24 protein-coding genes and 1 pseudogene are annotated in these 26,293 nt (G+C 39.0%); 21 read left to right on the plus strand and 4 right to left on the minus strand.

What is annotated here, in order from left to right; genetic code table 11:
* Positions 1–569 precede the first annotated feature (569 nt).
* The 3 genes and pseudogenes from rlmD to AEA09_RS00655 all read right to left on the minus strand — a co-directional run bounded on the left by rlmD (position 570) and on the right by AEA09_RS00655 (position 3,860).
* Complete coding sequence (gene rlmD, locus AEA09_RS00645) at positions 570–1,952, minus strand: 23S rRNA (uracil(1939)-C(5))-methyltransferase RlmD (RefSeq protein ID WP_082332516.1); 1,383 nt, start codon at positions 1,950–1,952, stop codon at positions 570–572.
* 39 nt (positions 1,953–1,991) lie between these two features.
* Entirely contained in the window at positions 1,992–2,810 is an 819-nt protein-coding gene (locus tag AEA09_RS00650; RefSeq protein WP_053582013.1) for a polysaccharide deacetylase family protein, read from the minus strand.
* A 153-nt stretch (positions 2,811–2,963) separates the two neighbouring features.
* Positions 2,964–3,860, minus strand: a pseudogene (locus AEA09_RS00655) (TIGR01777 family oxidoreductase).
* A 101-nt stretch (positions 3,861–3,961) separates the two neighbouring features.
* Here AEA09_RS00655 and recX point away from each other — a divergent pair.
* From recX to AEA09_RS00670, 3 genes are read left to right on the plus strand one after another with little or no spacing between them, the layout of a single operon-like run.
* Positions 3,962–4,765 carry a recombination regulator RecX gene (gene recX / locus AEA09_RS00660; RefSeq protein ID WP_053582014.1) on the plus strand — a complete coding sequence of 268 codons (804 nt, stop codon included), beginning with the start codon at positions 3,962–3,964 and terminating at the stop codon, positions 4,763–4,765.
* Complete coding sequence (locus AEA09_RS00665; RefSeq protein ID WP_053582015.1) at positions 4,762–5,091, plus strand: YfhH family protein; 330 nt, start codon at positions 4,762–4,764, stop codon at positions 5,089–5,091. The genes recX and AEA09_RS00665 overlap by 4 nt, the downstream gene beginning before the upstream one ends.
* A complete protein-coding gene (locus tag AEA09_RS00670) occupies positions 5,092–5,361 on the plus strand; it encodes a YfhJ family protein (RefSeq protein ID WP_053582016.1) in 270 nt (89 codons plus the stop codon). It abuts the gene before it with no gap.
* A gap of 72 nt (positions 5,362–5,433) precedes the next feature.
* Here the strand turns inward: AEA09_RS00670 and AEA09_RS00675 are convergent, their stop codons facing one another.
* Positions 5,434–6,420, minus strand: a complete 987-nt coding sequence (locus AEA09_RS00675) for a metal-dependent hydrolase (RefSeq protein WP_053582017.1) — start codon at positions 6,418–6,420, stop codon at positions 5,434–5,436.
* Positions 6,421–6,564: 144 nt separating this feature from the next.
* Here AEA09_RS00675 and mutY point away from each other — a divergent pair, with 144 nt between their 5' ends.
* The 18 genes from mutY to AEA09_RS00765 all read left to right on the plus strand — a co-directional run bounded on the left by mutY (position 6,565) and on the right by AEA09_RS00765 (position 26,284).
* Positions 6,565–7,608, plus strand: a complete 1,044-nt coding sequence (mutY, locus tag AEA09_RS00680) for an A/G-specific adenine glycosylase (RefSeq protein ID WP_053582018.1) — start codon at positions 6,565–6,567, stop codon at positions 7,606–7,608.
* Between the two features lie 65 nt (positions 7,609–7,673).
* A complete protein-coding gene (locus tag AEA09_RS00685; protein WP_053582019.1) occupies positions 7,674–7,868 on the plus strand; it encodes a hypothetical protein in 195 nt (64 codons plus the stop codon).
* A 289-nt stretch (positions 7,869–8,157) separates the two neighbouring features.
* Positions 8,158–8,709 carry a nucleoside tri-diphosphate phosphatase gene (gene ntdP, locus AEA09_RS00690; RefSeq protein ID WP_053582020.1) on the plus strand — a complete coding sequence of 184 codons (552 nt, stop codon included), beginning with the start codon at positions 8,158–8,160 and terminating at the stop codon, positions 8,707–8,709.
* Positions 8,710–9,077: 368 nt separating this feature from the next.
* A complete protein-coding gene (locus AEA09_RS00695; RefSeq protein WP_053582021.1) occupies positions 9,078–10,823 on the plus strand; it encodes an ABC transporter ATP-binding protein in 1,746 nt (581 codons plus the stop codon).
* Positions 10,824–11,302: 479 nt separating this feature from the next.
* A complete protein-coding gene (locus AEA09_RS00700; protein WP_053582022.1) occupies positions 11,303–12,343 on the plus strand; it encodes an ABC transporter ATP-binding protein in 1,041 nt (346 codons plus the stop codon).
* Entirely contained in the window at positions 12,291–13,271 is a 981-nt protein-coding gene (locus AEA09_RS00705) for an ABC transporter ATP-binding protein (RefSeq protein WP_053582023.1), read from the plus strand. The genes AEA09_RS00700 and AEA09_RS00705 overlap by 53 nt, the downstream gene beginning before the upstream one ends.
* A gap of 29 nt (positions 13,272–13,300) precedes the next feature.
* Positions 13,301–14,917, plus strand: coding sequence for an ABC transporter substrate-binding protein (locus tag AEA09_RS00710; protein ID WP_053582024.1), 1,617 nt, complete (start codon positions 13,301–13,303; stop codon positions 14,915–14,917).
* 287 nt (positions 14,918–15,204) lie between these two features.
* Positions 15,205–16,209, plus strand: a complete 1,005-nt coding sequence (locus AEA09_RS00715; RefSeq protein ID WP_053582025.1) for an ABC transporter permease — start codon at positions 15,205–15,207, stop codon at positions 16,207–16,209.
* Positions 16,210–16,224: 15 nt separating this feature from the next.
* Positions 16,225–17,112: an ABC transporter permease gene (locus tag AEA09_RS00720; RefSeq protein ID WP_053582026.1), complete on the plus strand. Its 888-nt coding sequence runs from the start codon at positions 16,225–16,227 to the stop codon at positions 17,110–17,112.
* 339 nt (positions 17,113–17,451) lie between these two features.
* Entirely contained in the window at positions 17,452–18,072 is a 621-nt protein-coding gene (locus AEA09_RS00725; RefSeq protein ID WP_053582027.1) for a TerD family protein, read from the plus strand.
* A gap of 31 nt (positions 18,073–18,103) precedes the next feature.
* Entirely contained in the window at positions 18,104–18,685 is a 582-nt protein-coding gene (locus AEA09_RS00730; protein ID WP_053582028.1) for a TerD family protein, read from the plus strand.
* A gap of 35 nt (positions 18,686–18,720) precedes the next feature.
* Complete coding sequence (locus AEA09_RS00735) at positions 18,721–19,296, plus strand: TerD family protein (RefSeq protein WP_053582029.1); 576 nt, start codon at positions 18,721–18,723, stop codon at positions 19,294–19,296.
* Positions 19,297–19,331: 35 nt separating this feature from the next.
* On the plus strand, positions 19,332–20,078 hold the full coding sequence (locus tag AEA09_RS00740) for a TerC family protein (RefSeq protein ID WP_053582030.1): 747 nt from the start codon (positions 19,332–19,334) through the stop codon (positions 20,076–20,078).
* 87 nt (positions 20,079–20,165) lie between these two features.
* A complete protein-coding gene (locus AEA09_RS00745) occupies positions 20,166–21,383 on the plus strand; it encodes an HpcH/HpaI aldolase/citrate lyase family protein (RefSeq protein ID WP_053582031.1) in 1,218 nt (405 codons plus the stop codon).
* Entirely contained in the window at positions 21,340–22,704 is a 1,365-nt protein-coding gene (locus tag AEA09_RS00750; protein WP_053582032.1) for a phosphoribosyltransferase family protein, read from the plus strand. Before AEA09_RS00745 ends, AEA09_RS00750 begins: the two co-directional genes overlap by 44 nt.
* Positions 22,701–23,801, plus strand: a complete 1,101-nt coding sequence (locus tag AEA09_RS00755) for a cysteine protease StiP family protein (protein ID WP_053582033.1) — start codon at positions 22,701–22,703, stop codon at positions 23,799–23,801. The genes AEA09_RS00750 and AEA09_RS00755 overlap by 4 nt, the downstream gene beginning before the upstream one ends.
* 12 nt (positions 23,802–23,813) lie before the next feature.
* Complete coding sequence (locus tag AEA09_RS00760) at positions 23,814–24,626, plus strand: HAD family hydrolase (protein WP_053582034.1); 813 nt, start codon at positions 23,814–23,816, stop codon at positions 24,624–24,626.
* 26 nt (positions 24,627–24,652) lie between these two features.
* Positions 24,653–26,284 carry a YceG family protein gene (locus AEA09_RS00765; RefSeq protein ID WP_053582035.1) on the plus strand — a complete coding sequence of 544 codons (1,632 nt, stop codon included), beginning with the start codon at positions 24,653–24,655 and terminating at the stop codon, positions 26,282–26,284.
* Positions 26,285–26,293 lie beyond the last annotated feature (9 nt).

Genomic DNA, 26,293 nt, shown 5'->3' on the forward strand with positions numbered 1-26,293 from the left:
ATAATAAAAAATCGCATTTGTCTAGTGCAAAGAAAACTAATTTGCTATCAACAGTACATCATAGTTAAATTAGTTCAATTCTGAAGTTACTTCAGAATCAAGTACTTCCTCGTAAAGGCTTATATAGCAAGGCTTCAAAATATGTCTATATAAAGAATCTCCTTACAATCCCTTTAAAGAAATAGAGCAGCTAAAAAAACTATCTCCGCATTTGAATGAATAAATGTTCTTTGTTGATCTTTTCTAAGGCACATTTTTTCATCGAAATGTATCGAGTTCATTTTCGTTTTAACACAGGGGAATTCTAATCGTGACTTCAACAAACTCGAATTTATTCAAACTATCGATTTTGACAAATGGGCTTTTAGACGTTTGAAAGAAAATTGGTGTTCAGTATTCCACGTGAAAAATGATTGCGACTTCATGATTTCAACCTACTCTGAATTCATTAGTTAACAAGATAACTTGTAGTGAAATTCGGAAAGTCATATGTGTTATAAATTAGTGAATTCATTTCAAAAAAAGAAAGAAGACAATGCCCGATTAGGTAGTTGTCTTCTTTTGATGGATTATTTAACTTCTTTTAAAACAAGCTTCGCCACACACTCCACTAGCGCCGTTTGTGCAAACATATCGATTGGTTGAATATACTCCACATCATACAACTTCGATAACTCTTGTAAATCCTTCGCTAATGTAGAAGGGTTACAAGATGTATAAACAAAGCGTTTTGGTTTCAGCTTCAGCACGGTACGAATGAACTCTGGTGCAAGGCCAGTACGAGGTGGATCGACTGTAATCACATCTGGTGTGAAATCTTCTTTGTGCCATTGTGACAGCACGGATTCGGCTGTACCGACTGCGTATGTTGTATGTTCGTAGCCATGATTACGTGCATTTTGGCGTGCATCCTCGATACTTTCAGGAATAACGTCCATGCCACGCACTTCTTTAGCTTTATCTGCTAGCCATAAACCGATTGTACCAACACCACAGTAAGCATCAACAACTGTTTCTTCGCCAGTTAATGCGGCTGCTTTTTTAATTTCATCATATAAATGAACCGTTTGCGTTGGGTTCAATTGGAAGAAGGCGCGAGCAGAAAGGTCGAATGCTAATTCGCCAAGTTCTTCATGAATCGTTTCTTTGCCATCGAGGATAATTGTTTCATCGCCAAAAATAAGAGATGATCTGTCACGATTAATATTTTGTGCAATCGATACGATACTTGGGTCGATTTTTTTTATGCGTGTAATGAGTTCGTCAAGATGCGGAATCTCCTTACGTGTTGTTACTAATACGACCTGTGTTTCGCCAGTATGGATACCCGTGCGCACAACAATTGTACGTACTAAACCATCTAGCGTACGACCATCATAAATCGTAATATTTAGCTTTTGTAAAATTTTGCGTGTTGCGACCGTTACTTTTGACGTAATAGGGTGTTGCACTAAGCAGTCGTTAATATTTAACAGCTTATTACTGCCTTCCGCGAAAAGGCCGGCATATACACGTTTGCCTTCTTTACGTACTTGGAACTGGCTTTTGTTGCGGTAGTTCCATGGATTGTCCATACCAAGTGTTTGACGGACTTCAACTGTTTCTGCTAACGGTTTTGCATAACGCTCTAATGCTTGCATCACAATATCGCGCTTTTCAATAAGTTGTTTTTCATATGTCATATGTTGAAGCTGGCAACCACCACATTCGTTGTAAACGGGGCAAGGAGCTTCTTGACGATGCTCTGAAGCTTTGCGAATCGTTACAATTTCAGCCTCTGCAAAATTATGTTGTGTTTTAGTTACTTGCGCTGTAATTTCTTCACCTGGGATAGCGCCTTTGACGAATACGACATTGCGTTTGTAAAAGCCTACTCCTTCGCCGTTAATCCCTAGTCGTTTAATTGAAAGTGGGAATTTTTGTCCCACTTCCATTGTTGTTTGTTGCGTCAAACTTTCCACGTCCTTTTTAATATCATTTCCCCATTATAACTAAGGAGTGGACGATTGCAAAGCGACAGGGAAGTCTTCATATTCTAATACTAGATCATCAAGGGATAAAAATGTGTAGCCTTGCTTTTTGGCCTCTGCAATAAAGAGTGGAAGAGCCTCGGCATTATCTTGTGCTACAGTGTGCATTAAAATAACGGCACCAGGGTGAAGCTGCTCCGTTAGCGAATTGTATGCATAATCTGCACCACGGCGTTCATCTTTTAACCAATCTTTAAAAGCGACAGACCAAAAAATATGGCGATAACCTTCTGCATTGCCGACCTCTAATAATTTGGCGTTAAAAGTTCCTTCAGGTGGACGCGCATATGTGGTGCGGTCAATGCCTGTTAATTCACGTAATTTCCCGTCAAATTTGCGCCATTCCGCACGCATACCATCACGCGAAAGTCGCGCCATATTGGGGTGTCCATAGGAGTGATTACCAATTGTATGCCCATCTTCTACCATGCGTTTCACAAGATCGCTGGCACTTTCCAAATAGTGCCCCGTTAAAAAGAACGTTGCAGGTACCTCCTCTTTTTGCAAAGTGTCCAAGATACTTTCTGTAAATCCATTCTCATAGCCATTATCAAATGTTAAATAAGCCACTTTTCGGTCAGGCTTTCCTTTGTAAATAGCGCCATACTTATCGAGTAATTGATCAAGTGGTGCACCAGCTTCTGCTGGGTTACCGTCCTTTGCTCGTTTAATGCCCCAATTGTATTCATCGGAACTAGAGGCGAAATAAGGATTGATGCTCACTGCGGCAGCAATGATAAAAGTGGCAAGTACTGCACCTACTATATGTTGTTTCCACATAAAAAACGCATCCTTTCTTTTTCCTTAGGATGCGTTGTTTTATAATAATTATCCCACCTAAATTGACGTTGAAAATGAACGCTGAAAAAAGTTAGTAAGTGCTGAAATATAGCAGGTGAACGCTGAAAAAAACCATTAATTGCTGAACTTATCTTATAACAAATCTTCAAGTGCTTCTTTTAAATGTGGAAATTGAAATTCAAAGTTTTGTGCTTCTAAAACTTTTGGTAATACATGCTGACCTTCTAAGACGAGCATACTTTGTTCACCGAGTGCTAGCTGCATCGCAAGGTTTGGCACGGGCATCTAATGTGGGCGATTCATGACTTTGGCAATTGTTTGTCCAAATTCTTTCATGCGTTCTGGGCTTGGTGCTGTAACATTAAACGCGCCACTGATCGCCTCATTTGTTATTGCAAAATAAAGTGCACGTGCAGCGTCTTCAACATGAATCCAAGAGAGCCATTGTTCACCGGAACCAATTGTGCCTCCGACATACATTTTATAAGGAAGTAACATCGATGGAAGTGCGCCACTTTCACTCCCTAAAATCACGCCAAAACGTGCAAGTGCTACGCGTACACCTAAGTTTTCAGCGCGTTTTGCATGGCGTTCCCAATCATGAACCGTACATCCTAAAAAGTCAGTTGCATAATCCGTGAAACTTTCTGTATAGGTGTTGATTGTAGAAGTTGGATAAATACCTACAGCACTAGCATTTACAAGTACTTTAGGTTTCTTCTGAAGTGCTTCCATTATACGTACAATTTCAATTGTGGCATCCATCCTGCTCGTATAAATGGCCTTTTTCTGTTTTTTCGTCCAACGACCAGCATTTAGTGAAACGCCTGCTAAATTAACAAATGCATCGACCTCGCCAAGCTCTGTTTCAGGTCGAGAGCCATCTTGTAACCATTGTACATAGTCAATGCCACTTTCATGTTTTGAACTACCACGGGTTAAAATAACGATTTCATGCCCATCATTTTGTAATAGTTTTACGAGTTTATTACCGACAAAGCCAGTGCCACCAGCAATAACGATTTTCATTAGAAATCCCTCCTTTTTCCAATCAGTATGATTACACTATACATAAAGACGAGCTAAAAGAAAAAGATGTTATAATGATGTAGATAAAGGGGTGTTTCCATATGCGTGTTATCACAAAAATTGCGCGTCAAAAAAACAATCCAGAACGCTATAATATATATTTGAACGAAGAGTACGCTTTTCCGGTTGATGAAGCAATTTTACTTCAATTTGGGCTAACAAAAGGGAAAGTATTAGAAGCATATGATATAGAAGAAATTGCTTACGAGGACGAAATTAGAAAAGCATTCAACAAGGCACTTAACTTCCTTTCTTATCAAATGCGTAGCGAGCATGAGGTAAAGAAAAAGTTGCTCGATTTGGAATATGGGGAAGCCGTTATTTTAGAAGCTATTCAAAAGCTGAAATCATATGGCTTTTTAAATGACGAAGTATATTCTAAGGCACTTCTTGATACGAAAAAGGCGACGATGAAAAAAGGGCCGCGTGCAATTCGTCAGGATCTCATCAAAAAAGGGATCGATAAAACTTTGCAAGATGAAGTGCTTGAAACATATAGTCATGAGGAACAAGTAAAGCTTGCCGCACAACTCGCCGAAAAGGTAGTTCGCTCTGAGAAGAAAAAGACGCCAGCGCAGGTGAAGCAAAAAATTCAAGACTTCCTCATGAGAAAAGGCTATTCTTTCGGTATAGTGGATGAGGTACTTCAAGGAATTACTTTCGAGCAAGACGAGGATGACTGGCAACAGATGCTTGATGCACAAGGCGAGAAAGTTTGGAAAAAGTATTCAGCGAAGTATACTGGTTATGAGTTAAAAGTGAAAACGAAACAGGCACTTTATCAAAAGGGGTTTCCTGTTGAAGTGATAGCCCGTTTTATTGAAGAGAAGGAGAATGAACAATGAACGAAAAAAATTATGCAGCTATGACAGAGCATGAATTGCGCGAAGAAGTAGCCAAGTTAAAAGAGAAAGCGCGTAAAGCAGAACAGCTCGGGATCATTAATGAATTTGCAGTATACGAACGTAAAGCCCTAATGGCAGCAGCGTATTTAGTAGATCTAGATACAATTGTGCAAGGTGAGATGTATCGTATTGATGGCTCAGATAATCAGTACTTCCAAGTTGATTATTTAAAAGGTCGTTTTGCATGGGGTCATCGTTTAGGTGGCGATAAATATCAAGAGGCCTTGCCAGTCTCTATATTATCACCAGTAAAGGCGGGAAAATAAATGCAAGAAAAAATTGAAACATTAACAGCTGAGTTATTAGCGAAGAATCCACAAATGTCTACTGGACGAGCGCGCGTATGGATTGAGCTTTTATGGAGCGATTTTGAGTCGACATCAGCGAAAGCCGGCTATTCCTACCGCGGTTCGGACTATACAGAGAACTTAGTGCGCCAGTTAATTACTAGCTATGGCGATAAACTCCACGAATTCGCAGGACGCAATCCGAAGTACGCACATTTACTGGATGCGAGTGACGACATGATGCAATAAAAAAGCCGGTGTATCTCATTTTTATTATGAGACACGCCGGTTTTATTCATTAATTTACTAGGATGAACATATTTAATTGCTCGCGCCAATTTGAAGTTTTTTCTGGAGTTTATCTTCGGTGAAAATCCAGCCTGTATATGAAGTGATAATTTCATTGTCGTCATTTAATTGAGCAACGGCAACGAATGGATAACGATTGTCACTACGATATCGAAGGTCGATTAAACGCACTTCGGTTAGGCCATTTTCAAGCTCGGAAATTTCCCAATGATATAACGGCGAGAAGGACACGAATGCATCTAGATTAATGTCTTTCAGTGCGGCTTCCACAACCGGTGTTTTTGGTATCGGTTTAATTTCGAATTTATCGTAAATATTAACGGAACGTCCGTACGCACGGCCGACATAATAATGCGTTTTTGACTTAGCGGCGATACGCCAATGGAAGAAGCGCATTGTAGGCGCTACAATGACATATTCCTCATCTTGGATTGTATTGTGTACAGCCTTTTTAACGGCTCTCTGTATGGCAAAGCGTAAAATATAGTAGCAAAAAATCACTAAATACATGATACTGAATGTCCACACTGGATTTGCGCCAAATGCCCATAATAATATGCCAAGACAGTGTAAAGTGAAAATAATAGGATCAAAGGTGTTAATGACACCAAGTGCGACCCATTTTTTCGAAAATGGACGAATAGCTTGTGTCCCATAAGCATTAAAAATATCGACAAAAACGTGAAGTGCAACTGCTAAAAACGTCCAAAGCCATACATGAAGCACGTTCGCGTCTGGAATAATAAAAGATAGCGCGGCTGTAATGAGAATTGGCCATAAGACAACAGCAGGTAAAGAGTGCGTAATCCCACGATGGTGACGTATATAAACAGCGTTATTACGAAGTTTTAATACGGTATCAACGTCGGGTGCTTGCGAGCCAATAATGGTGCCAGCGATAACAGCTGTATAGGTCATTGAATGACTTGCGACAACAGGGTCAGCAAGTGCAAGACCACTGAGGGCAATGCCCATAACGAAATGTGTGCCTGAATCCAAAAGTATCCACTCCTAGTATGCGCTTTGAAAAAGCGTAAATTGCATACATGTATATTTCAATAATGGTAATGTGTTTACATTTCTTTATCTTTATTGTATACCCTTTTTAACAAAATTTAAATCTGAAAAATACTGGAGGTAGCTGTGAATTATCCATATGTAGCAGAATTTCGACGGGCTTTAGTCGAATGGTTTGAAAGTGAAAAAAGAGATTTACCTTGGCGGCATACGAAGGATCCCTATAAAATTTGGGTATCTGAAGTGATGCTGCAACAAACGCGTGTTGATACAGTGATCCCATACTACAATCGTTTTATGGAAAGTTTTCCTACCCTGGAATTGTTAGCTGAAGCACCGCAGGAATATTTATTAAAGCATTGGGAAGGGTTAGGATATTATTCCCGTGCACGCAATCTACAAGCAGGGGTACGTGAAGTACTTGAAAATTATGGCGGAATTGTGCCAGATAATCGTCATGAAATATCGAAGTTAAAAGGTGTCGGTCCATATACAGCAGGTGCTATTTTAAGTATTGCCTATAATAAGCCGGAGCATGCAGTCGATGGGAATGTCATGCGTGTTTTAAGCCGTGTGCTTGAAATTCATGAGGATATTGCTTTGCCAAAGACGAAGAAAATTTTTGAAGCGGCTGTAGAGGAACTCATTGATCCAGAGCATACGTCTTCTTTCAATCAAGGTTTAATGGAACTAGGTGCACTTATTTGTACACCGACGTCGCCAAAGTGTTTATTATGTCCGGTACGTGAGTATTGCAAGGCATTTAACGGAGGCGAGCCGGAAAAATTACCGGTGAAATCAAAAAAAGTGAAGATGAAACATTTATCGTATGATGTATTTGTTTGTGAGGATACGGAAGGGCGCATATTAATGGAGCAACGTCCCGAAAAGGGCTTACTTGCGAATATGTGGCAGTTCCCAATGATTGAACATGACGAGGAAGCAACATTGACTACACAGGCTATATTTGAAGCGAATTATCATGTACATGTAAACAAGCAACAAGAATTAATGAAATTTAAGCATGTCTTTTCACATTTAACTTGGCAGCTCAATAGCTATCATCTACAAAGTGAGCCATCTCAGTGTGGTCACTGGTTTACCCGTGAGCAAATTGAGATGTTACCGATGCCAGTGCCAATGCTGAAAATTTGGGAAACATTAAAATAATAAAATTCTTTAGCATAAAAACAATCACTTCGGTACACAATACTTATCGTGGAGGTGAATTTAATATGAAACGAAATCAAAACAACAACAGCAACCAAAGTGCTCAAAAACAAAACAGTCAACAACGTCAAGTTGAGGAGTTTGGTTCAGAAACAGATTTTGCTGACGTTCAGCAACAAAATCAAAAAGCTGAAGCGAAAAAATCTCAAGCTTCAGGTCAATTTGCAAAGAAAAACCAAAACAACAGCTCTAACAATTAATTTTGGTTTGTAAATGACTTAATTTTGATGCGAATCCATTAAGTTTACCTACAAAAAGACTGTCCATGAAATCTATAAGATGGCATGTGACAGTTTTTTTAATTTGAAATTTTTTTTATAAACCTCTTTTGTGTTGAAATTTGCTACTAATCCGCGTATATTTGCACCTGAACGAAATGATATGATGAACTTTATGGTTTTCTAACTACACGTTTCATGGACAGGTTGCTATAATATACTTGAGACTGCTAGATTTTAGGTAGCATAGAGGAAAAGGTGGGCTTCAAAAATGGCAATACCAGTAGAAGGAGAAACGATACAAATACATAGTTATAAGCACAATGGCCGTATCCACCGTGTTTGGCAAGAAACGATGGTATTAAAAGGAACGAAAAATATCGTTATCGGTGCGAATGAACGAACACTTGTTACAGAATCCGATGGTCGTACCTGGCTGACGAGAGAGCCTTCTATTTGCTATTTCCATGCGGAGCACTGGTTTAACATCATTTGCATGCTACGTGAAGACGGTGTGTATTATTATTGCAATATAAGCTCACCATTTGTTTTCGACAATAATGCGATTAAATACATTGACTATGATTTAGACATTAAAGTTTTCCCAGATATGTCGTACTCGCTTCTCGATGAAGATGAATATGAGCAGCATCGTAAAGAAATGTCTTATCCTGAAGTTATTGATAAAATTCTAAAACGCAATGTCGATAAATTGATTGGCTGGATACAACAAAGAAGAGGACCATTTGCACCAGATTTTATTGATGCATGGACAAACCGTTATAAATTTCAGCTAGAGATGCAATCTGATGATAGTGAGTAGCACCTGTTATTTTTTGCAGGTGTTTTTTATTTGTTGTTGTGGATGTCGATAAATTCAGAAATATGAACGATAAATTTGAAAAGTAGGGCGATAAAATTAAAAACGAAGTCGCTCAACCCCGGCCCCAAGTCGCTCAACCCACGCCCGCTCGTAGTAGAAAATGCAATCAAGTACATATTTTGAAAAAAGCCACAATCTCATTTGAAATTATTTCATCCAAGATAGAGATTTTGTATAGTAGCAGGTTGAAATAGTTCACACTGAGGATTCAGTTACTGTACTGTATGTGAAATATTGCTATAATACGTAAGGGCATTCATCATTCATAATAGAATGTCTGTTTCTTTTTTAAGAGGATGTGATGGTATTTGGGTAGTATGAAACGGTATATGCGATTTGTAAAACCGTATACATGGGAAATTATTTTAACTGTTTTAATTGGTATAGTAAAATTTGCGATTCCTTTATTTATTCCATTGCTTATTAAAATAGTATTGGATGATATTATTGGTGCGGAAGATTTAACGGATGTTGAAAAAACAAAACAGCTGTTTACCTGGTTAGGTGGCACGATTTTCGTGTTCTTTATCATTCGTCCACCAATTGAGTATTATCGTCAATACTTTGCACAGCACGTGAGTAACAAAGTGTTATTTGATATTCGAAAGGAAATTTATGCGCATTTGCAACGCCTAAGCTTAAAGTATTATGCGAATACGAGAGCAGGCGAAGTTATTTCGCGTGTCATAAATGATGTTGAACAGACGAAAAACTTTATCATGACGGGCTTAATGAATGTTTGGCTAGACCTTGCAACTATTGTTATTGCAGTAATCATTATGCTAGCCTTGGATGTTAAATTAACAATTGTCGCTTTAATTGCCTTCCCGTTTTATGCGTTTAGTGTGAAGTTTTTCTTTGGAAAGTTACGCGATTTAACACGTAAACGTTCACAGGCACTTGCAGGTGTACAAAGTTATTTGCATGAGCGTGTAGCCGGGATGAGTATTATTAAAAGTTTTACGCTTGAAAAACATGAGCAAAAAATATTCGACGAAGCAAATGGAGAGTTTTTAGAAAAGGCACTTGATCAAACGAAATGGAATGCGAAATCATTTGCAGTCGTTAACACGATTACAGACGTTGCGCCATTACTAGTCATTGCCTATGCAGGTTACCAAGTGATTAATGATGCTTTATCTGTCGGGACGATGGTTGCCTTCATTGCGTATATTGAGCGTTTGTATGGTCCACTTCGTCGATTAGTAAGTTCTTCTACGGCATTAACGCAATCCGTTGCCTCAATGGATCGTATGTTTGAGTTAATTGACGAGCCTTACGAGGTGCAAAATAAAGAAGATGCACTTGAGTTACAACGTGTAAACGGAGAAGTACGCTTCCAAAATGTTGAATTCCAATATGAAGAAGATGGCTCGAAAATTTTAAAAGACATTAACTTCACCATTAAGGCAGGAGAAACTGTAGCATTTGTAGGAATGAGTGGCGGCGGGAAATCTACTATAATAAGTTTAATTCCACGCTTTTACGACACAACAGGTGGATCTGTGTTTATCGATGGTCAGGATGTGCGAGATGTGACAATACACTCATTACGTTCTCAAATTGGGCTTGTACTACAAGATAATATACTGTTCAGCGATTCAGTGAAAGAAAATATTTTAATGGGGAAACCGGGCGCTTCAGATGAAGAAGTGGTTGCTGCGGCAAAAGCAGCGAATGCACATGATTTCATTATGGGATTACCGGAAGGCTACAACACGAAAGTCGGCGAACGAGGCGTAAAATTATCAGGAGGGCAAAAGCAACGTGTTGCGATTGCACGTGTGTTCCTGAAAAACCCACCGATTTTAGTATTAGATGAAGCAACATCTGCATTAGACTTGGAAAGTGAAGCACTAATTCAAGAGTCACTTGAATTACTCGCTCATGAACGGACAACGATCATTATTGCGCACCGACTTTCTACTATTACACATGCAGATAAAATTCTTGTCATTAATCATGGGGAATTAATAGAAGAAGGTACGCATGAAGAACTTATGCAACAGGAAGGCACATACTATAATCTGTTCCAAGTTCAGCATTTAGATTAATAAGAGAAGGCACTCACTATAAAGTGAGTGCCTCTTTTTTTATTATTGTTAAATTATGGATTTTTAACTATGGAGACTCTAAAGTGAATAAGTCCTCTAGATAATCTCATCAACTTTAGACATAGTGTTCAGCTCTCACAGACAAAAGTAATGGAACACTTACTTCTGCTTCTCGCCCGTAAGCAACTAAGGCTCACATGATGTGAGACATTTCGACAATACCTCATTTATGTAGACGAGCACTTTAACGCATTTAGTCCAATTGTAAATTGGAATTATTCAGCAAGATAATTCCAATGTTACAGAGTAATTGAGAAATATTGTGTTTTTAGAAAAAATATTGCGTATCGTAGAAAAATAAAGGTTGAAAGAGAGAATAAAATTAGTTAGAATTATCTGAAAATAGCGAATTGTATATACATTAGTGTATTATATTAAATAAACTATAAAATAAGTAAAAATTAGGTAGGTGAGCGTGCGTGCGAAACAAGCTGTTAGAAGTAAAAGGTTTAGAAACAACCTTTTTCACAGATGATGGACAAATTCCTGCCGTTGATAATATAGATTTTTCTGTTCACGAAGGAGAAATTTTAGGGATTGTCGGGGAGTCGGGTAGTGGTAAAAGTGTGACATCCTTATCGATTATGGGATTAATTCCATCGCCCCCTGGGAAAATTACAGGTGGACAAATTTTATTAGGCGAAAAAAATTTGGCGAAATTAACAGATAAACAAATGCAAAAAATCCGAGGAAAAGATGTGGCGATGATTTTCCAAGAGCCAATGACATCCTTGAACCCACTTTTTACAGTTGGTGATCAACTAAAAGAAGCAATAGTAATTCATAATCCGAAATGGTCGAAAAAAAAGGCATTTGCACGTGCAGTTGAAATTATGAAACTAGTAGGTTTACCACGTGCTGAAGAATTATTAAAAGATTATCCGCATCAATTATCTGGTGGGATGCGTCAGCGTGTCATGATTGCCATGGCACTTGTTTGTGACCCGAAAGTGTTGATTGCAGATGAGCCAACAACTGCATTAGACGTAACGATTCAAGCGCAAATTTTACAACTTATGAAAGATATAAATAAGCGTCTGAACACAGCTATTTTACTTATTACACATGACTTAGGAGTCGTTGCTGAGACATGTGAACGTGTCATCGTTATGTATGCAGGACAAATTGTTGAAGAAGCGCCGATTAATGAGATTTTTAATAAGCCATTGCATCCGTATACGCAAGGGCTCATTAAATCAGTACCTGATATGCGTTTTAAAAAGGAGTCTTTATACTCGATTCCTGGGACTGTACCGAAGCCGGGAACCATTAAGGAGGGTTGCCGTTTTGCAGCACGCTGTGAATTTGCAATGGAGCGTTGCACACAGGAAACACCACCTTTATACGTAGCATCGGAGCAGCATAAATCGAGATGTTTTTTACTGGATGAACAGGAGGTGGCTAAGCGTGACGAAAGTGTTATTGAGAGTGGAAGGGTTGAAGAAATATTTTCCAATTAATAAAGGAGTCTTTAATAAGCAAGTAGGAAATGTAAAAGCAGTCGATAATGTTTCCTTTGACGTATTTGAAGGTGAAACACTCGGCATTGTAGGTGAGTCTGGTTGCGGAAAATCGACAGCGGGCCGTTTACTCATGCGTTTACTAGAGCCGACAGAAGGAAATATAGAATTTGCAGGTAAAAAGATTTCTGAATTATCAAATAAAGAAATGCGTAAAGCTCGTCGAGATATTCAAATGATTTTCCAGGACCCTTATGCATCGCTGAATCCACGTCATACGGTTGGCAAGATTTTAGAAGAACCACTAATTGTACACGGGATGGGTAATTCTGCAGAAAGGAAGAAGAAGGTGTTAGAGCTTCTTCAAATTGTTGGTTTAAATGAATACCATATTAAACGCTATCCGCATCAATTTAGCGGCGGGCAAAGACAGCGTATCGGTATTGCTAGAGCGCTTATGACCAATCCGCGTCTAATTATTGCGGATGAACCGGTATCAGCCCTTGACGTATCCATTCAAGCTCAAGTTTTAAACTTAATGCAAAAACTGCAAAGAGAATTAAAGCTTACTTATATTTTTATATCGCATGATTTAGGGGTTGTCCGTCATATTAGTAACCGTGTTGGTGTGATGTATTTAGGTAAGTTAGTAGAGTTAACAGCAAGTGAGGACTTGTATGCGGAGCCACTTCATCCGTATACACAAGCACTATTATCATCTGTTCCCGTACCGGACCCAGCGTTTGAGCGAGAACAGCTTATCATATCAGGAGATATTCCGAGTGCGTCGAATCCGCCCAGTGGCTGTTCATTTCACACGAGATGTCCTTTTAAAAAGGAAGAGTGTTCAACTGTTATACCGAAAATGCAAGAAGTAAAACCAGGTCATTATGTTGCTTGCCATCTATACGATGAAATGCAACATTAAATGATATAAAACATTTAGGGGGAAATTGAATGAAGAAAAAGAAGTTTTGGTCATTAGGCGTAATGCTTATCCTTGTTCTCTCGACAATCTTAGCTGCTTGTGGAGCCTCAGATAACAAGGATTCAGGTTCTAAAGATGCTTCAACTGGTGGCGACACTGCTAGCAGTAGTGGGAAAACAGAATTAGTATATGGCCGTGGCGGTGACTCAGTAGCACTTGACCCAGCTGTAGTAACTGATGGTGAATCATTTACTGTAACGGCTAATTTATATGAAACACTTGTTAACTTTGGTGAGCAAGATGTAACAATTAATCCAGGGTTAGCGAAATCTTGGGAGCCATCAGAAGACGGTTTAACATACACTTTCCAATTACAAGAAGGTGTGAAATTCCATGATGGCACTGATTTTAATGCAGAAGCGGTTGTGAAAAACTTTGAGCGTTGGAAGGCTGGGGGAGAAAAACATCCTTACTATAGCACTCAATTTGTAGTTGGTGATACGCAAGTCATCGAATCAGTAACAGCTGAAGGTGATAATACTGTGGTCTTTAAGCTTAGCCAACCACAAGCACCATTCTTGAAAAATTTAGCGATGTCGCCATTTGCAATCGCATCACCAACAGCATTTGAAGCGAATGAAGAAGGATTATCTACTAATCCAGTAGGGACAGGTCCATTCAAATTTGTTGATTGGAAGCGTACTGCTTCTATTACAATCGAGAAAAATCCAGATTATTATATCGATGGTTTACCGAAGTTAGAGAAAGTAATCTATCGTTCTATTCCAGAAAACTCTGCTCGCTTAACCGCACTGAACGCAGGTGAAATTGATGTAGCGGATGGCTTAAGTCCATCTGATAAAACATCGATTGAATCAAATGATAAATTACAATTAATCGAACGTCCATCTATGAACGTTGGTTACCTAGGTTTAACAGCTACACGGGCACCGTTTGATAACGTTAAAGTACGTCAAGCAGTGAATCATGCAATTGATAAGCAAACGTTAGTAGATGCATTCTACGAAGGATTAGCTCAGCCTGCGAAAAATCCAATGCCTCCAGTAATCTCTGGTTACAATGATGATATCCCAGGTTATGAATACGATCCTGAAAAAGCAAAAGCTTTACTAGCTGAAGCAGGCTATGATGGAAAAGAAATCGAACTATGGGCTATGCCTGTACCACGTCCGTACATGCCAGATGGTCAAAAAATAGCTGAAGCAATTCAAAAGAATTTAGCAGATGTTGGTATGCCATCAAAAATTGTATCGTATGAATGGGCTACTTATTTAGATAAAGCTGAAAAAGGGGAAGCAGATGCGTTCTTACTTGGGTGGACAGGTGATAATGGGGACGCAGACAATTTCATTTATGCATTATTAGACGGGGATAATATCGGTTCTAATAACTATACGTTCTATGACAACCAAGAATTACACAAATTGCTTGTAGCTGCACAAACTGAAATCGATGAAGAAAAACGTAATGCTCTTTACAAACAAGCACAAGAAATTGTCTTTGCGGATGCACCGTGGGTTCCGCTAGCACACTCAACTCCAATTTTAGCAGCAGGTGCAGAGTTACAAAATTACATTGCACATCCAACAGGTTCTGACCGTTTAGATGCAGTTTATTTTAAGTAAGTTCAAATGAAGATAAAGCCTTTGGGCGCAAATTCATTGTATAGAATTTAGTAAGTGTCACTGACTTCATAGTGACATAACAAGCTTTTGCAGCTGGCGAATTTGCCTAATGCTGTAGAAACGGGTTGTGACAATTATGATTGTCACAACCTGTTTTTCTGTATGAAAGAACAATCACGTAAACGGTTACCGTTTAGTGAAGGCTACCCCTTTCTACAGTATGTGAATAGACATCAATGCTTTTCTTAGTAAAAGTACAATATGAAAATAATAGAGAGGTGAACAACATGCTTCACTATATGGGAAGACGTTTACTACAATTAATCCCAGTTTTGCTTGGAATGTCTTTTATCGTTTTTATGCTAATTCGGGCGATACCTGGTAATCCTGCACAAGTTATTTTAGGGCAGCAGGCAACGAAAGAAGCGGTCGAAGCATTGAACGCAAGTTTAGGATTAGATCAACCATGGTTTACCCAATATTTCAGATACTTAGGCGGAGTTCTACAGGGAGATTTAGGTGTATCGTTACGGACGAAGTTACCTGTATCAGAGGAAATTTTCCCGTATTTAGCTGCAACTGCAGAGCTTGCTTTATTTGCGATGATTATTGCTGTGATCATAGGCGTAAATGCAGGAATTATTTCAGCGTGGTTCCAAAATTCATGGTTTGATTATACGGCGATGGTTATTGCACTTATTGGCGTTTCTGTACCGGTATTCTGGCTAGGATTAATGGAGCAGTGGGCGTTTAGCGTTAAGCTTGATTGGTTCCCGTCGTCTGGGAGAGAAAATGTGAGAGATCCAATCACCCCTATTACACATTTTTATTTGATTGATACGCTCATTCAAGGCCGCTTCGATCAATTTACCGAAGTGTTAAAACGCTTAGTGTTACCTGGAATGGCACTTGCCACAATCCCAATGGCGATAATTGCACGTATGACACGTTCATCTATGCTAGAAGTAATGCGTTCAGATTATGTACGTACAGCTCGCGCCAAGGGACAAAAAATGTTTGTCGTTGTATATAAGCATGCTTTGAAAAATGCAATCATTCCTGTGTTAACGATTATCGGTTTACAAACTGGCTTACTACTAGGCGGTGCAATTTTAACAGAAACCATCTTCAGTTGGCCTGGTATTGGCCGCTATATTTACGAAGCGATTGGCTTCCGTGATTATCCAGTTATTCAATCAGGTATTTTAGTCATTGCTTTTATTTTCATTATGATTAACTTAATTGTGGATTTATTGTATACGGTGATTGATCCGCGGATTAAATATAAGTAGGAGGGAGATGCGATTATGGCTGAAGTAATAGATTTAAAAAAAGATGCAGTACAAAATCGTGCGGCGGGTCCTTGGAGAGAAGGATGGCGTAGCTTTAAAAAAAGCAAAATCTCCCTAATAGGTGCAGGTATTGTATTGTTTTTCATTGTACTTGCAGTATATGGTCCGAACATTGCCCCGCAAGGCGTTAATGAACAAGATTTTACGAAGCGGCTTTTAGCACCTTCAGGCCAGCATTGGTTTGGAACGGATGATTTTGGACGAGATATTTTCTCTCGTGTAGTGCACGGTGCCCGTATTTCGCTTTGGGTGGGTCTTTTCTCAGTTATTCTATCAGCGATTGTTGGTAGTGTACTAGGAATTGTGGCTGGCTACTATGGCAAATGGATCGATACAATCATTTCACGTCTATTTGATATTATGTTGGCATTTCCAAGTATTTTACTCGCTATAGCAGTAGTAGCTGTACTTGGTCCATCACTACAAAATGCATTAATTGCTATCGCGATTATTAATGTGCCGAACTTCGGTCGATTGATACGCTCAAAGGTATTGAGCGTAAAAGAAGAAGAATATATTGTAGCTGCGAAGGCCATTGGAATGCGTGATATACGTATTCTGTTCTCGCATATTTTGCCAAACTCAATGACGCCAATCATTGTGCAAGGTACACTTGCGATTGCGACAGCCATTATTGAAGCGGCAGCACTTGGTTTCCTAGGGCTTGGAGCTCAAGCGCCAGCACCGGAATGGGGCAAAATGCTAGCGGATGCTCGTATTTATTTACTGAAAGCACCATGGACGATGATCTTCCCGGGGTTAGCAATTATGCTAACAGTGCTCGGTTTTAACTTAATGGGTGACGGACTACGTGATGCCCTTGACCCGAAAATGAAAAGTTAGGGTAATAAGTAAATAACCTTCTACTTTATAAAGTTAGAAGGTTTCTTTTTATGTACTAATTAAAAGTGAATGTTATGTGGAATATAATATAATTTAATTTGAGTTTGCGGGTCCATTGATTGTATTTTTTGTTATATTATTTTAGACTTAAGATAAAGCTGGAATAATTAATTTTGTTTCGAAATATTATAAGTTTCCTATTGTTAATTGAGTAGCGAGTAGAAGAAGTTTTACTAAGATGGGAATAAGTGATTATGTCTATCTTCATTTTTACGGATTACTAACGGATGTAATATTATTCAGCTGAAAGCGTATTCATTTTATAGGAGGATGGTAATATTGGGTATTAATTTACAAAAAGGGCAACGTGTCGATTTGACAAAAGGCAACGCAGGTTTAAATAAAATCAAAGTCGGTCTAGGCTGGGATCCAGTCGGCCAAGCAAAAAGTGGCGGTTTCTTAGGTGGTTTATTTTCTGGTGGAAGCGGAGCAGGCGGCGGTAAAGATGTCGACTGTGATGCTTCAGTACTAATGCTACAAGAAGACAAGCTTGTTGCGGGAGATGACATTGTTTATTTCGGAAAATTAAAAAGTAAATGTAGTTCAGTGCAGCATTCTGGTGATAATAGAACAGGTGATGGCGATGGTGACGATGAAGTTATTACAATTGAGTTAGGAGCAGTGCCTGCACAGTTCAATAAACTTGTTTTCGTCGTAAATATTTATGATGCAGCTGGACGTAAACAACACTTCGGGATGATTCAAAATGCATATATTCGTGTGTACGATGACAAGACAGGTAACGAACTAATCCGCTATAATTTAACTGATAACTATTCGGACTTAACGACGTTAGTCTGTGGCGAAATTTATCGACATGGTAATGAGTGGAAATTTGCTGCTGTTGGTAACGGTACGAATGACATGAAACTTGGCGACGTAGCTCGAAGATATCAATAATTAATAATTACTAACTAGGAGGAATATAATAATGGGTATTTCATTACAAAAAGGTCAAAAGGTTGATTTAACAAAAACGAATCCAGGGTTAACAAACGTAATTGTAGGTTTAGGCTGGGATACAAACAAATATGATGGAGGAAATGATTTCGATTTAGATTCTTCTATCTTTTTGCTTGCTGATACAGGAAAAGTAGCAGATCAAAATGATTTTATCTTCTATAACAATACAATCGGTGGTAATGGTTCAGTAGAACACTCTGGTGACAACTTAACTGGTGATGGTGCTGGCGATGATGAAATCGTAAAAGTAGCGTTAACAGAAGTACCTGCACATATTCAGCGTATAGCATTCACTGTAACAATTCATGATGCAGAGGCGCGTAACCAAAACTTCGGTATGGTAACGAATGCATTCATTCGTATTGTCAATGCAGCTACAAACGAAGAAGTAATTCGCTATGATTTAGGCGAGGATTTCAGCATTGAAACGGCTGTTGTCGTGGGAGAATTATACCGTCATAACGGCGAATGGAAATTCAATGCAATTGGTGCAGGTTTCCAAGGTGGGTTAGCTGCTCTATGTAATGATTACGGCTTAAATGTAAACTAACACTGTATCTTTTCACAGGGAAGGGAGATTTTCTAATGGGTATTCAGTTGAGTAAAGGGCAACGCATTGATTTAATGAAGCAAGATCCAGGCTTAAATAATATAGGTATTGGTTTAGGCTGGGATGTTAAACAATTCGATGGCGGTAATGACTTTGACTTAGATGCATCTGTATTTTTACTAGATGCGTCTGGAAAATGCCGCAATGAGCAAGACTTTATCTTCTACAATAATTTAAAAAGTTCAGACCAATCTGTCGAACATACGGGCGATAACCGTACGGGTGATGGAGATGGGGATGATGAAAAAATTCTTGTGAACCTAAAACAAGTATCTCCTCAAATTGAAAAGGTAGTTGTAACAGTGACGATTTATGATGGAGAAGGTCGTCGTCAAAATTTCGGGCAAGTGTTGAACGCGTATGTTCGGTTAACGAACGAAGATACAGGTTCAGAAGTCCTTCGATATGATTTAGGTGAGGATTTCAGCATTGAAACGGCTGTTGTATTTTGTGAGCTATACCGTCACAATGGCGAGTGGAAATTCGCTGCAGTAGGTTCGGGCTATCAAGGTGGACTTGGTGCTTTAGTAAATGCTTACGGCTTGCAATAAATTAAAGGCATTTTTCAAATGATGGGGGAGCTCGTTTGGACATAGTTAATGAGATACTAAATACATATGCGCAGTTTTTTAACTGGCAGATGTGGGGAGAAGTTTTAACGGATCCGGTATCATGGGGACTTATTCTGTCGTTAGTTATTATGGAGGGGCTTCTATCTGCGGATAATGCATTAGTATTAGCGGTACTTGTAAAACATCTTCCACCAAAACAGCGAAAAAGAGCTTTGATGTATGGGATGTTCGGTGCTTACTTCTTCCGATTTATCTTCATAGGTATCGGTGTATACCTTGTAAAGTTCTCGATGGTTAAAATTATAGGTGCTACTTATTTATTTTGGCTTGTCATCTTGCACTTTAGAAATAGAGGCGGCAATGAGGACGAAGCAAAAGAGTTTAAGAAGAGTGGATGGATGGTCCGTGTATTCGGTACTTTCTGGGCAACAGTTATCTCAGTAGAATTAATGGATATCGCCTTTTCAGTGGATTCAATACTGGCAGCTTTTGCGATTTCAGACCAAGTATGGGTGCTATTATTAGGTGGGATGTTAGGAATAATCATGATGCGTACAATCGCTGGTGTATTCCTGACGTTAATTGAGCGAGTACCGGAACTTGAAACAACGGCGTTTATTTTAATTGCCATTATTGCGTTTAAAATGTTTGCTGGCGTTTTCGGCTTCCATATATCACATGAAATTTTCTTTGTCATTTTAATCGTTGCATTCTTGCTTACATTTGTTGTGCATAAGATGAATAAGAGAAAAGTAGCATAACAAAGGCACTGTATTGGTCTGGGTAAAACAGGCTGATACAGTGTCTTTTTTTCATAAAGGTCATTCTTTTACTGAGGAGAGGATTAGATGCAACATTTTTTAGCTGAAACAGAAACAATCTTTTATAAAAAACCGCAGCCTTTTACAAAATGGGATGCACCGGATATTTTAGCGTATGCATTAGGTGCGACGTTGTATATGCCGGCATCGATGCCTAACATTATTGAAATGGTGCAATCACATAAATACAAAGAGTTGACGTCATTTGTCATTGATTTAGAGGATGCTGTTGGAGATGCAGAGTTGGTAACATGTGAAGCAAAGTTAGTTGAGGATATTAGTAAACTGTTTACACTGTATGAGAATAAACAAATTGAGCTACAAAATTTGCCACTAATATTTATTCGTGTTCGAAGTGTGGAGCAATTTGCATTTTTAACTAACACATTGGGCAAAAGACAAGAAGTATTAACTGGTTATGTATTTCCAAAATTCACAGCGACACAAGGTGCTACTTATTATGAATTGCTCGAGCAAACGATTCAGCAGCATCAACTAACTTTATATGGCATGCCGATTTTAGAAAGTCGTGACATTTTGTATAAGGAATCTCGAATGACCGCATTATTTGCCATTAAAGAAGTGCTTAACAAATATCGATCACGCGTATTAAATGTACGCATTGGCGCGACTGATTTTTGTGGAATCTATGGCATTCGTCGTCGTGTAGACTCGACTATTTACGATATTGCTGTTATTCGAGATTGTATTGCAGATATTATAAATGTGCTTGGCCGTGAGGAAGATGGCTTTGTTATTTCAGGGCCTGTATGGGAATATTTCAACAATCAGCGCGTATTAAAGCCTGCACTAAGAGCGACACCATTTAGTGAAAAGGGAGCGTTGAATGCGCGTAAAGCATTGTTAGATGACTGTTTAGATGGATTGATGAGAGAGGTGCTAATGGACAGGCAAAATGGAATTTTGGGCAAAACGATTATCCATCCGAGTCATATTCGTGTCGTACACGCACTCTATGTGGTTTCTTATGAGGAATACTTAGATGCAGTTAGTATAATAGAAAATAATGACGGGCAAAAAGGTGTGGTAAAAAGTCATTATGCAAACAAAATGAATGAAATGAAGCCGCATACGAGATGGGCACAGCAAATATTGCACCAAGCACATTTATATGGTGTATACAACGAATCCATGGATTTCGCGTCTCTTTTATTGCACACAGATGTAGGGGGAAATGGGCATGAAGCAACTGAAGAATCGACTAAAAATTATTCAAAACTATGAAATTGATATTGATATAGTAGACAATCCATATGATTTTGGATTAACAGATTTGTTTAAAATGGCAACACGTATTAATAAAAAAAGGCGATTTTTATTTGTCAGTACAATTCTTGGAAAGCATATAGCTGTACGTCCACAAGTGCCAATGCTTACAGGGACATTGCTAGCAATGATGTATAATCAGAAACTTGTTGGCGAGGAAGCTGTATCTTTACCTGCTGTTGTACAGGCACTAAAGCAACATGAAAATGCACCAGTAGTTTTACAACAAGTGGAGGATATGGGTTTGGACTTGGCTGAGGAGACATTGTTTATAGGTTTTGCAGAAACAGCGACAGCACTAGGCCATGCAGTTTTCAATGCGTTTCAATCGAAGGCCACATATATTCATACAACACGTGAACAACTACCTGATATTGAACCATTTATAACGTTTGAAGAAGAACATTCACATGCCACGAGCCATCGTGTATACAGTGAAGAACCTGAAAAATTGCTACAAGCAAAGCGCATTGTGTTAATCGATGATGAGATTACAACAGGAAATACGGTAGTGAATATGATCGAAACGTTGAGAAAGAAGTTTCCTTTTGTAAAACACTATACGGTGTTATCCATTTTAGATTGGCGTTCTGAACAACAGCAAGCATTCTTTAAGCAATTAGAACAAAAGTGGGATGTATCGGTCGATTTTATAGCAATTATGGGTGGCCAATTTAGCTGCAGTGGGGAGCCGCTTTTATCAGGCAAACAAGTGGAAGCAACTACACAAGAGGCTCGAAATATGGCACTGTTATCGATAAAAGAACCTATTGAACAAAAAAACTATCGCTCGATTGCTGAAAATGGTATTGAAAATAAAGCGCCATACATGCTAGCAACGGGAAGATTTATGTTGACGACTGAACAGCATGTGGAACAAAAGAATACACTAAAGGGAATTGCCCGGGAGTTGAAAAAATGGAGAACGGGTGGTCCAGCACTTGTGATTGGAACAGGTGAGTTTATGTATGTACCGATGCAAATAGCTAGTTATTTAGGTGATGACGTTTATGTTCAATCGACAACTCGTAGCCCGATATATTGTACAGAGGATGTAGGCTATACAATTACTGAGAAAATAGCGTTTGAAAGCCCTGAAAATAACGGTGTTGCGAACTATCTATATAATGTACAAAGTCACCCATACTCGGAACTTTTTTTAGTAGTGGAACGTATAGCAGATAAGACAGTCGTAGCGAGGGTTGTGGAAGCTCTTCGATTGGTAAGTGAAGCGGAAATTTATGTGGTTTGTATGCATGAATTGGAGGGTGAATTATGAGGCTAGTAATGCAACCCGATAAAATGGGGAGTTATGCACCTGAGGATGTCGTCTTTTTACTACGGGATATTAGTAATGTCTCACTTGAATTAAACAATGAAAAACGTGAACAACTCATCCAATCAGGGACACATTATTCTGAAATGTTACCCGTCGAGTATCAGCCTTCAGAAGCATATATGGCACTTTTTTATAAAACATTAGATGCCTATGCCAAACGTATTGCGCTAGCCGTTGGGATTGTAGCGGAACAAATTGTAGCGCGTCAGGGGTTAGAGCATTTAGTGCTTGTTAGTTTAGCGAGAGCAGGCACGCCGATTGGAATTTTGATTAAGCGTTACATCGAAATGCGTTACAACGTCCAAGTGCCGCATTACACGATTTCGATACTGCGTGGCCGCGGTATTGACGAGACAGCTATTCAGTATATATTTGCAGAGCATCCGTTAGCACGTATTCAATTTATAGATGGTTGGACAGGAAAGGGTGCCATCACAAAAGAATTGCAACAAGCGTGTGAGCACTTTAATGTAAATAATGAGGAACAACTCGATGCGACATTAGCTGTATTAGCTGATCCAGGGCACTGTACGTCGATTTATGGTACGCGTGAAGATTTTTTAATTCCGTCTGCTTGTTTAAATTCAACAGTGTCGGGGCTAGTGAGTCGCACAGTATTGAATTTGCAGTTTATGAAGGAACATGACTTCCACGGGGCGAAATATTATAAAGAGCTAGAGGACGTAGATGTATCGAACTTGTACATTGAACGTGTGAGTGCTTATTTTGAACAAGTGAAAAAGGAAGTAGAGCAGCAAATTAGTAAGCAACCACAATCTCCTGTTACTTGGCAAGGCATGAAATCGGTCGAAGCGATTCAACGGGAGTTAGGGATTGCAAATATTCATTTCGTGAAGCCTGGTGTAGGGGAAACAACGCGTGTGTTACTGCGCCGTATACCGTGGAAAATTCTAATTAATCCTAAATACGCGAACGAACTCGAGCACATATTATTATTAGCTAAGGAAAAAAATGTACCTGTTGAAGAATATCCGAATATGTCGTATGCATGCTGCGGCTTAATAAAAGAAGTATAGAGGAGAGAATACATGCTACTATTTACATCTGATTTAGACCGTACACTTATCTATTCAAAGCGTATGATGGATAATTTTCCACCCGCAACAACACCTGTTGTAGCAGAACGAATAGATGGTGAAGCGATGAGCATGATGACAGAAACAACAACAAAATTGCTACATCAAGTACATGAACAAACATTTTTTGTACCTGTCACGACACGCGCATTACATCAATATGAACGAATTCATTTGATAAATGAGCTATGTCCGACTTTTGCAATTACAAGTAATGGAGGTACAATATTAGAAAAGGGCCGCCCGAGTGAAAAATGGGCAAAAACTTTACGTCAACGTATTGAAGACTCCTCTATACCAGAAGCCGATATGTTACGTCGTTTTGAGTCGATGAAGTCGGATACTTGGCTACAACGTACATTTTATGTTGATGATTTATTTTATGTTTATTATGTTGATTTGGAAATCATACGCCAAGAGGAAGTACAGGCAATTATTCAGGAATTCGATGCACTTGGTTGGTATGTCCTTTTACAAGGAAGGAAATTATATTTTCTACCGAAAGTGTTAACGAAAGAAGCGGCGATTGCTTATTTGAAAGAGCATTGTACATACGATGTGCACGTGGCAGCGGGGGATTCTATTATGGACTACGGTATGCTCGCGATGGCCGATATAAGCTATACACCAGATCATGGTGATTTAAAGGATAAGCAACCAACAGTGTTGGGCAATACAATATATTCGGCTCATAGTGGTGAAGCCTTTACGAAAAATTTACTTGAAGATGTTTTGCAACTCGCTGCAAAACAACCCATTGTGTAAGTACGATGTAAGGAGGTGGCGTTTGTATGCAAACAATCACAATTGAATCTGTTTTGGAGCGGGATCCTTATGATTGGCTACAGGCGTTCCAAGACTCACCAAAGATGCGTGCACTATATGAGGTGACAGAAAAACGTGTAGTTTTTAGTCGCATCGCTGTTCGTGTATTAGGTGTACCAATAGAAGAAGATGATTATTTCAATTCATTATTTACATTGGCACAACATCAAGGTGTCCATATTTTAAGTGAAGAATTAAATAAACATATTGAGAAAAATGATTTTCAGGCATTACAAGGTATTTTAGACCAACATCAACAAACGCCAAAGGGCTTGTCTATCAATCGACTAATCGCCATGATGTATGGCCACCAACTTATTCCGAAGCATGATGACGCTTCGATGAATCGACATTTACAGCTTGCAACGATTCGAGTTGTGGAGCGCTTCCGCGATCAGCAATCACTCGGATTACTTACGAATGATTTCCGTCGCTTCTTAATTGATATGGTGAAGTGGCTAAAAAACCACTGGATACAATGGACGAAAACGATGAAGCCAACAGATGATTTCCCAAAAGTTGTTTGGTACGGTGAAACGACGATTAGTCAGCGTTATTTCCTACTCTTATTAATGGAGCTTGGTTGTGATGTATTGATCTTTCATCCAGCTGCAGTTGATGAATTTGCCGAAGTGGATCTAACAAACATGTTTTCCATAACGCATTCTTATACAAATAAAACGACATTACAACCTTTCCCCGATAAACTCCGTGATCGTCAGGCAACGGTTGGTTATCGTTCAAGCCAACATTTTGAGCAATTAATGCATGACCAACAATCGGGTGTGTATCGACCATGGCAATTTAAAGATTATATGCCACGTTCGTTAACGTTACGGATGACGTATGATGATATTTTTATTTATGCAAATGAAAAGGCGATGGTCCGACCAAAGTTTGAAGTAGTCGGCAATGAAGTTGTGATACCAGTAATATTTGCGAAAATTAGCGGTGTATCGAGTCAGCGTGAAGAGTATTGGCGAAATATGCACAAACTACAAGCGAGCCCGCAAACCGTATTTGTGCAAGAATTCCCTTATGCAAAAACGAGTAAAGCGAATTATCACTTCCACTATAAGCATTGCTTAGTAAATGGAGAGTTATCAGAAGAACGTATTGTGCAAAGTGATTGGTGGCAATACGGAGAGTTGGCACTAGAGTTACAGCAGGCAATTGCCCATACGATCAAAACTTCGTGTGAACAACCAATGTTGAAACAACAGCCAAATGAATCACTATATGATTTACAACTTTTCTTATTTAAGCAAACGACGATGATTCCTAAAGAAATCTTACGTTTATTACAAAGCTTTGATTACTCGCAAGAGGTACCGAAACTTGTACTATACCAAGGGCCTCAGCAACCAGCATTATCGCGTGAAGACATTGCACTACTAGCATTTCTAAATCGTTTTGGTGTTGATATTGTCTTTTATAATCCTACAGGTAAGCTTGATTTAGAAAAACATTTGCAAGAAGATACGTTCGATGTTCATCGTTTAGAGCATATGGTGTTTGATTTACAATATGAAGAGCCCAAACAGCAAAAGGCCGCGCCTGATAAAATAATAAAAAAACTATTTAACCGCTTTTTCTGAAGGCTAGGG

The organism is Lysinibacillus contaminans (genome assembly GCF_001278945.1).
GTDB classification, from domain to species: Bacteria; Bacillota; Bacilli; order Bacillales_A; family Planococcaceae; genus Lysinibacillus; species Lysinibacillus contaminans.

What these genes read in the sequence shown, in the direction of transcription:
- recX (WP_053582014.1), top strand. Translation starts at nt 3,962, where the DNA reads ATGCGTGTTATCACAAAAATTGCGCGTCAAAAAAACAATCCAGAACGC.
- AEA09_RS00650 (WP_053582013.1), bottom strand. Translation starts at nt 2,810, where the DNA reads ATGTGGAAACAACATATAGTAGGTGCAGTACTTGCCACTTTTATCATT.
- AEA09_RS00765 (WP_053582035.1), top strand. Translation starts at nt 24,653, where the DNA reads ATGCAAACAATCACAATTGAATCTGTTTTGGAGCGGGATCCTTATGAT.
- AEA09_RS00755 (WP_053582033.1), top strand. Translation starts at nt 22,701, where the DNA reads ATGAGGCTAGTAATGCAACCCGATAAAATGGGGAGTTATGCACCTGAG.
- AEA09_RS00760 (WP_053582034.1), top strand. Translation starts at nt 23,814, where the DNA reads ATGCTACTATTTACATCTGATTTAGACCGTACACTTATCTATTCAAAG.
- AEA09_RS00715 (WP_053582025.1), top strand. Translation starts at nt 15,205, where the DNA reads ATGCTTCACTATATGGGAAGACGTTTACTACAATTAATCCCAGTTTTG.
- AEA09_RS00735 (WP_053582029.1), top strand. Translation starts at nt 18,721, where the DNA reads ATGGGTATTCAGTTGAGTAAAGGGCAACGCATTGATTTAATGAAGCAA.
- AEA09_RS00710 (WP_053582024.1), top strand. Translation starts at nt 13,301, where the DNA reads ATGAAGAAAAAGAAGTTTTGGTCATTAGGCGTAATGCTTATCCTTGTT.
- AEA09_RS00720 (WP_053582026.1), top strand. Translation starts at nt 16,225, where the DNA reads ATGGCTGAAGTAATAGATTTAAAAAAAGATGCAGTACAAAATCGTGCG.
- AEA09_RS00745 (WP_053582031.1), top strand. Translation starts at nt 20,166, where the DNA reads ATGCAACATTTTTTAGCTGAAACAGAAACAATCTTTTATAAAAAACCG.
- AEA09_RS00670 (WP_053582016.1), top strand. Translation starts at nt 5,092, where the DNA reads ATGCAAGAAAAAATTGAAACATTAACAGCTGAGTTATTAGCGAAGAAT.
- AEA09_RS00730 (WP_053582028.1), top strand. Translation starts at nt 18,104, where the DNA reads ATGGGTATTTCATTACAAAAAGGTCAAAAGGTTGATTTAACAAAAACG.
- AEA09_RS00665 (WP_053582015.1), top strand. Translation starts at nt 4,762, where the DNA reads ATGAACGAAAAAAATTATGCAGCTATGACAGAGCATGAATTGCGCGAA.
- ntdP (WP_053582020.1), top strand. Translation starts at nt 8,158, where the DNA reads ATGGCAATACCAGTAGAAGGAGAAACGATACAAATACATAGTTATAAG.
- AEA09_RS00685 (WP_053582019.1), top strand. Translation starts at nt 7,674, where the DNA reads ATGAAACGAAATCAAAACAACAACAGCAACCAAAGTGCTCAAAAACAA.
- AEA09_RS00750 (WP_053582032.1), top strand. Translation starts at nt 21,340, where the DNA reads ATGAAGCAACTGAAGAATCGACTAAAAATTATTCAAAACTATGAAATT.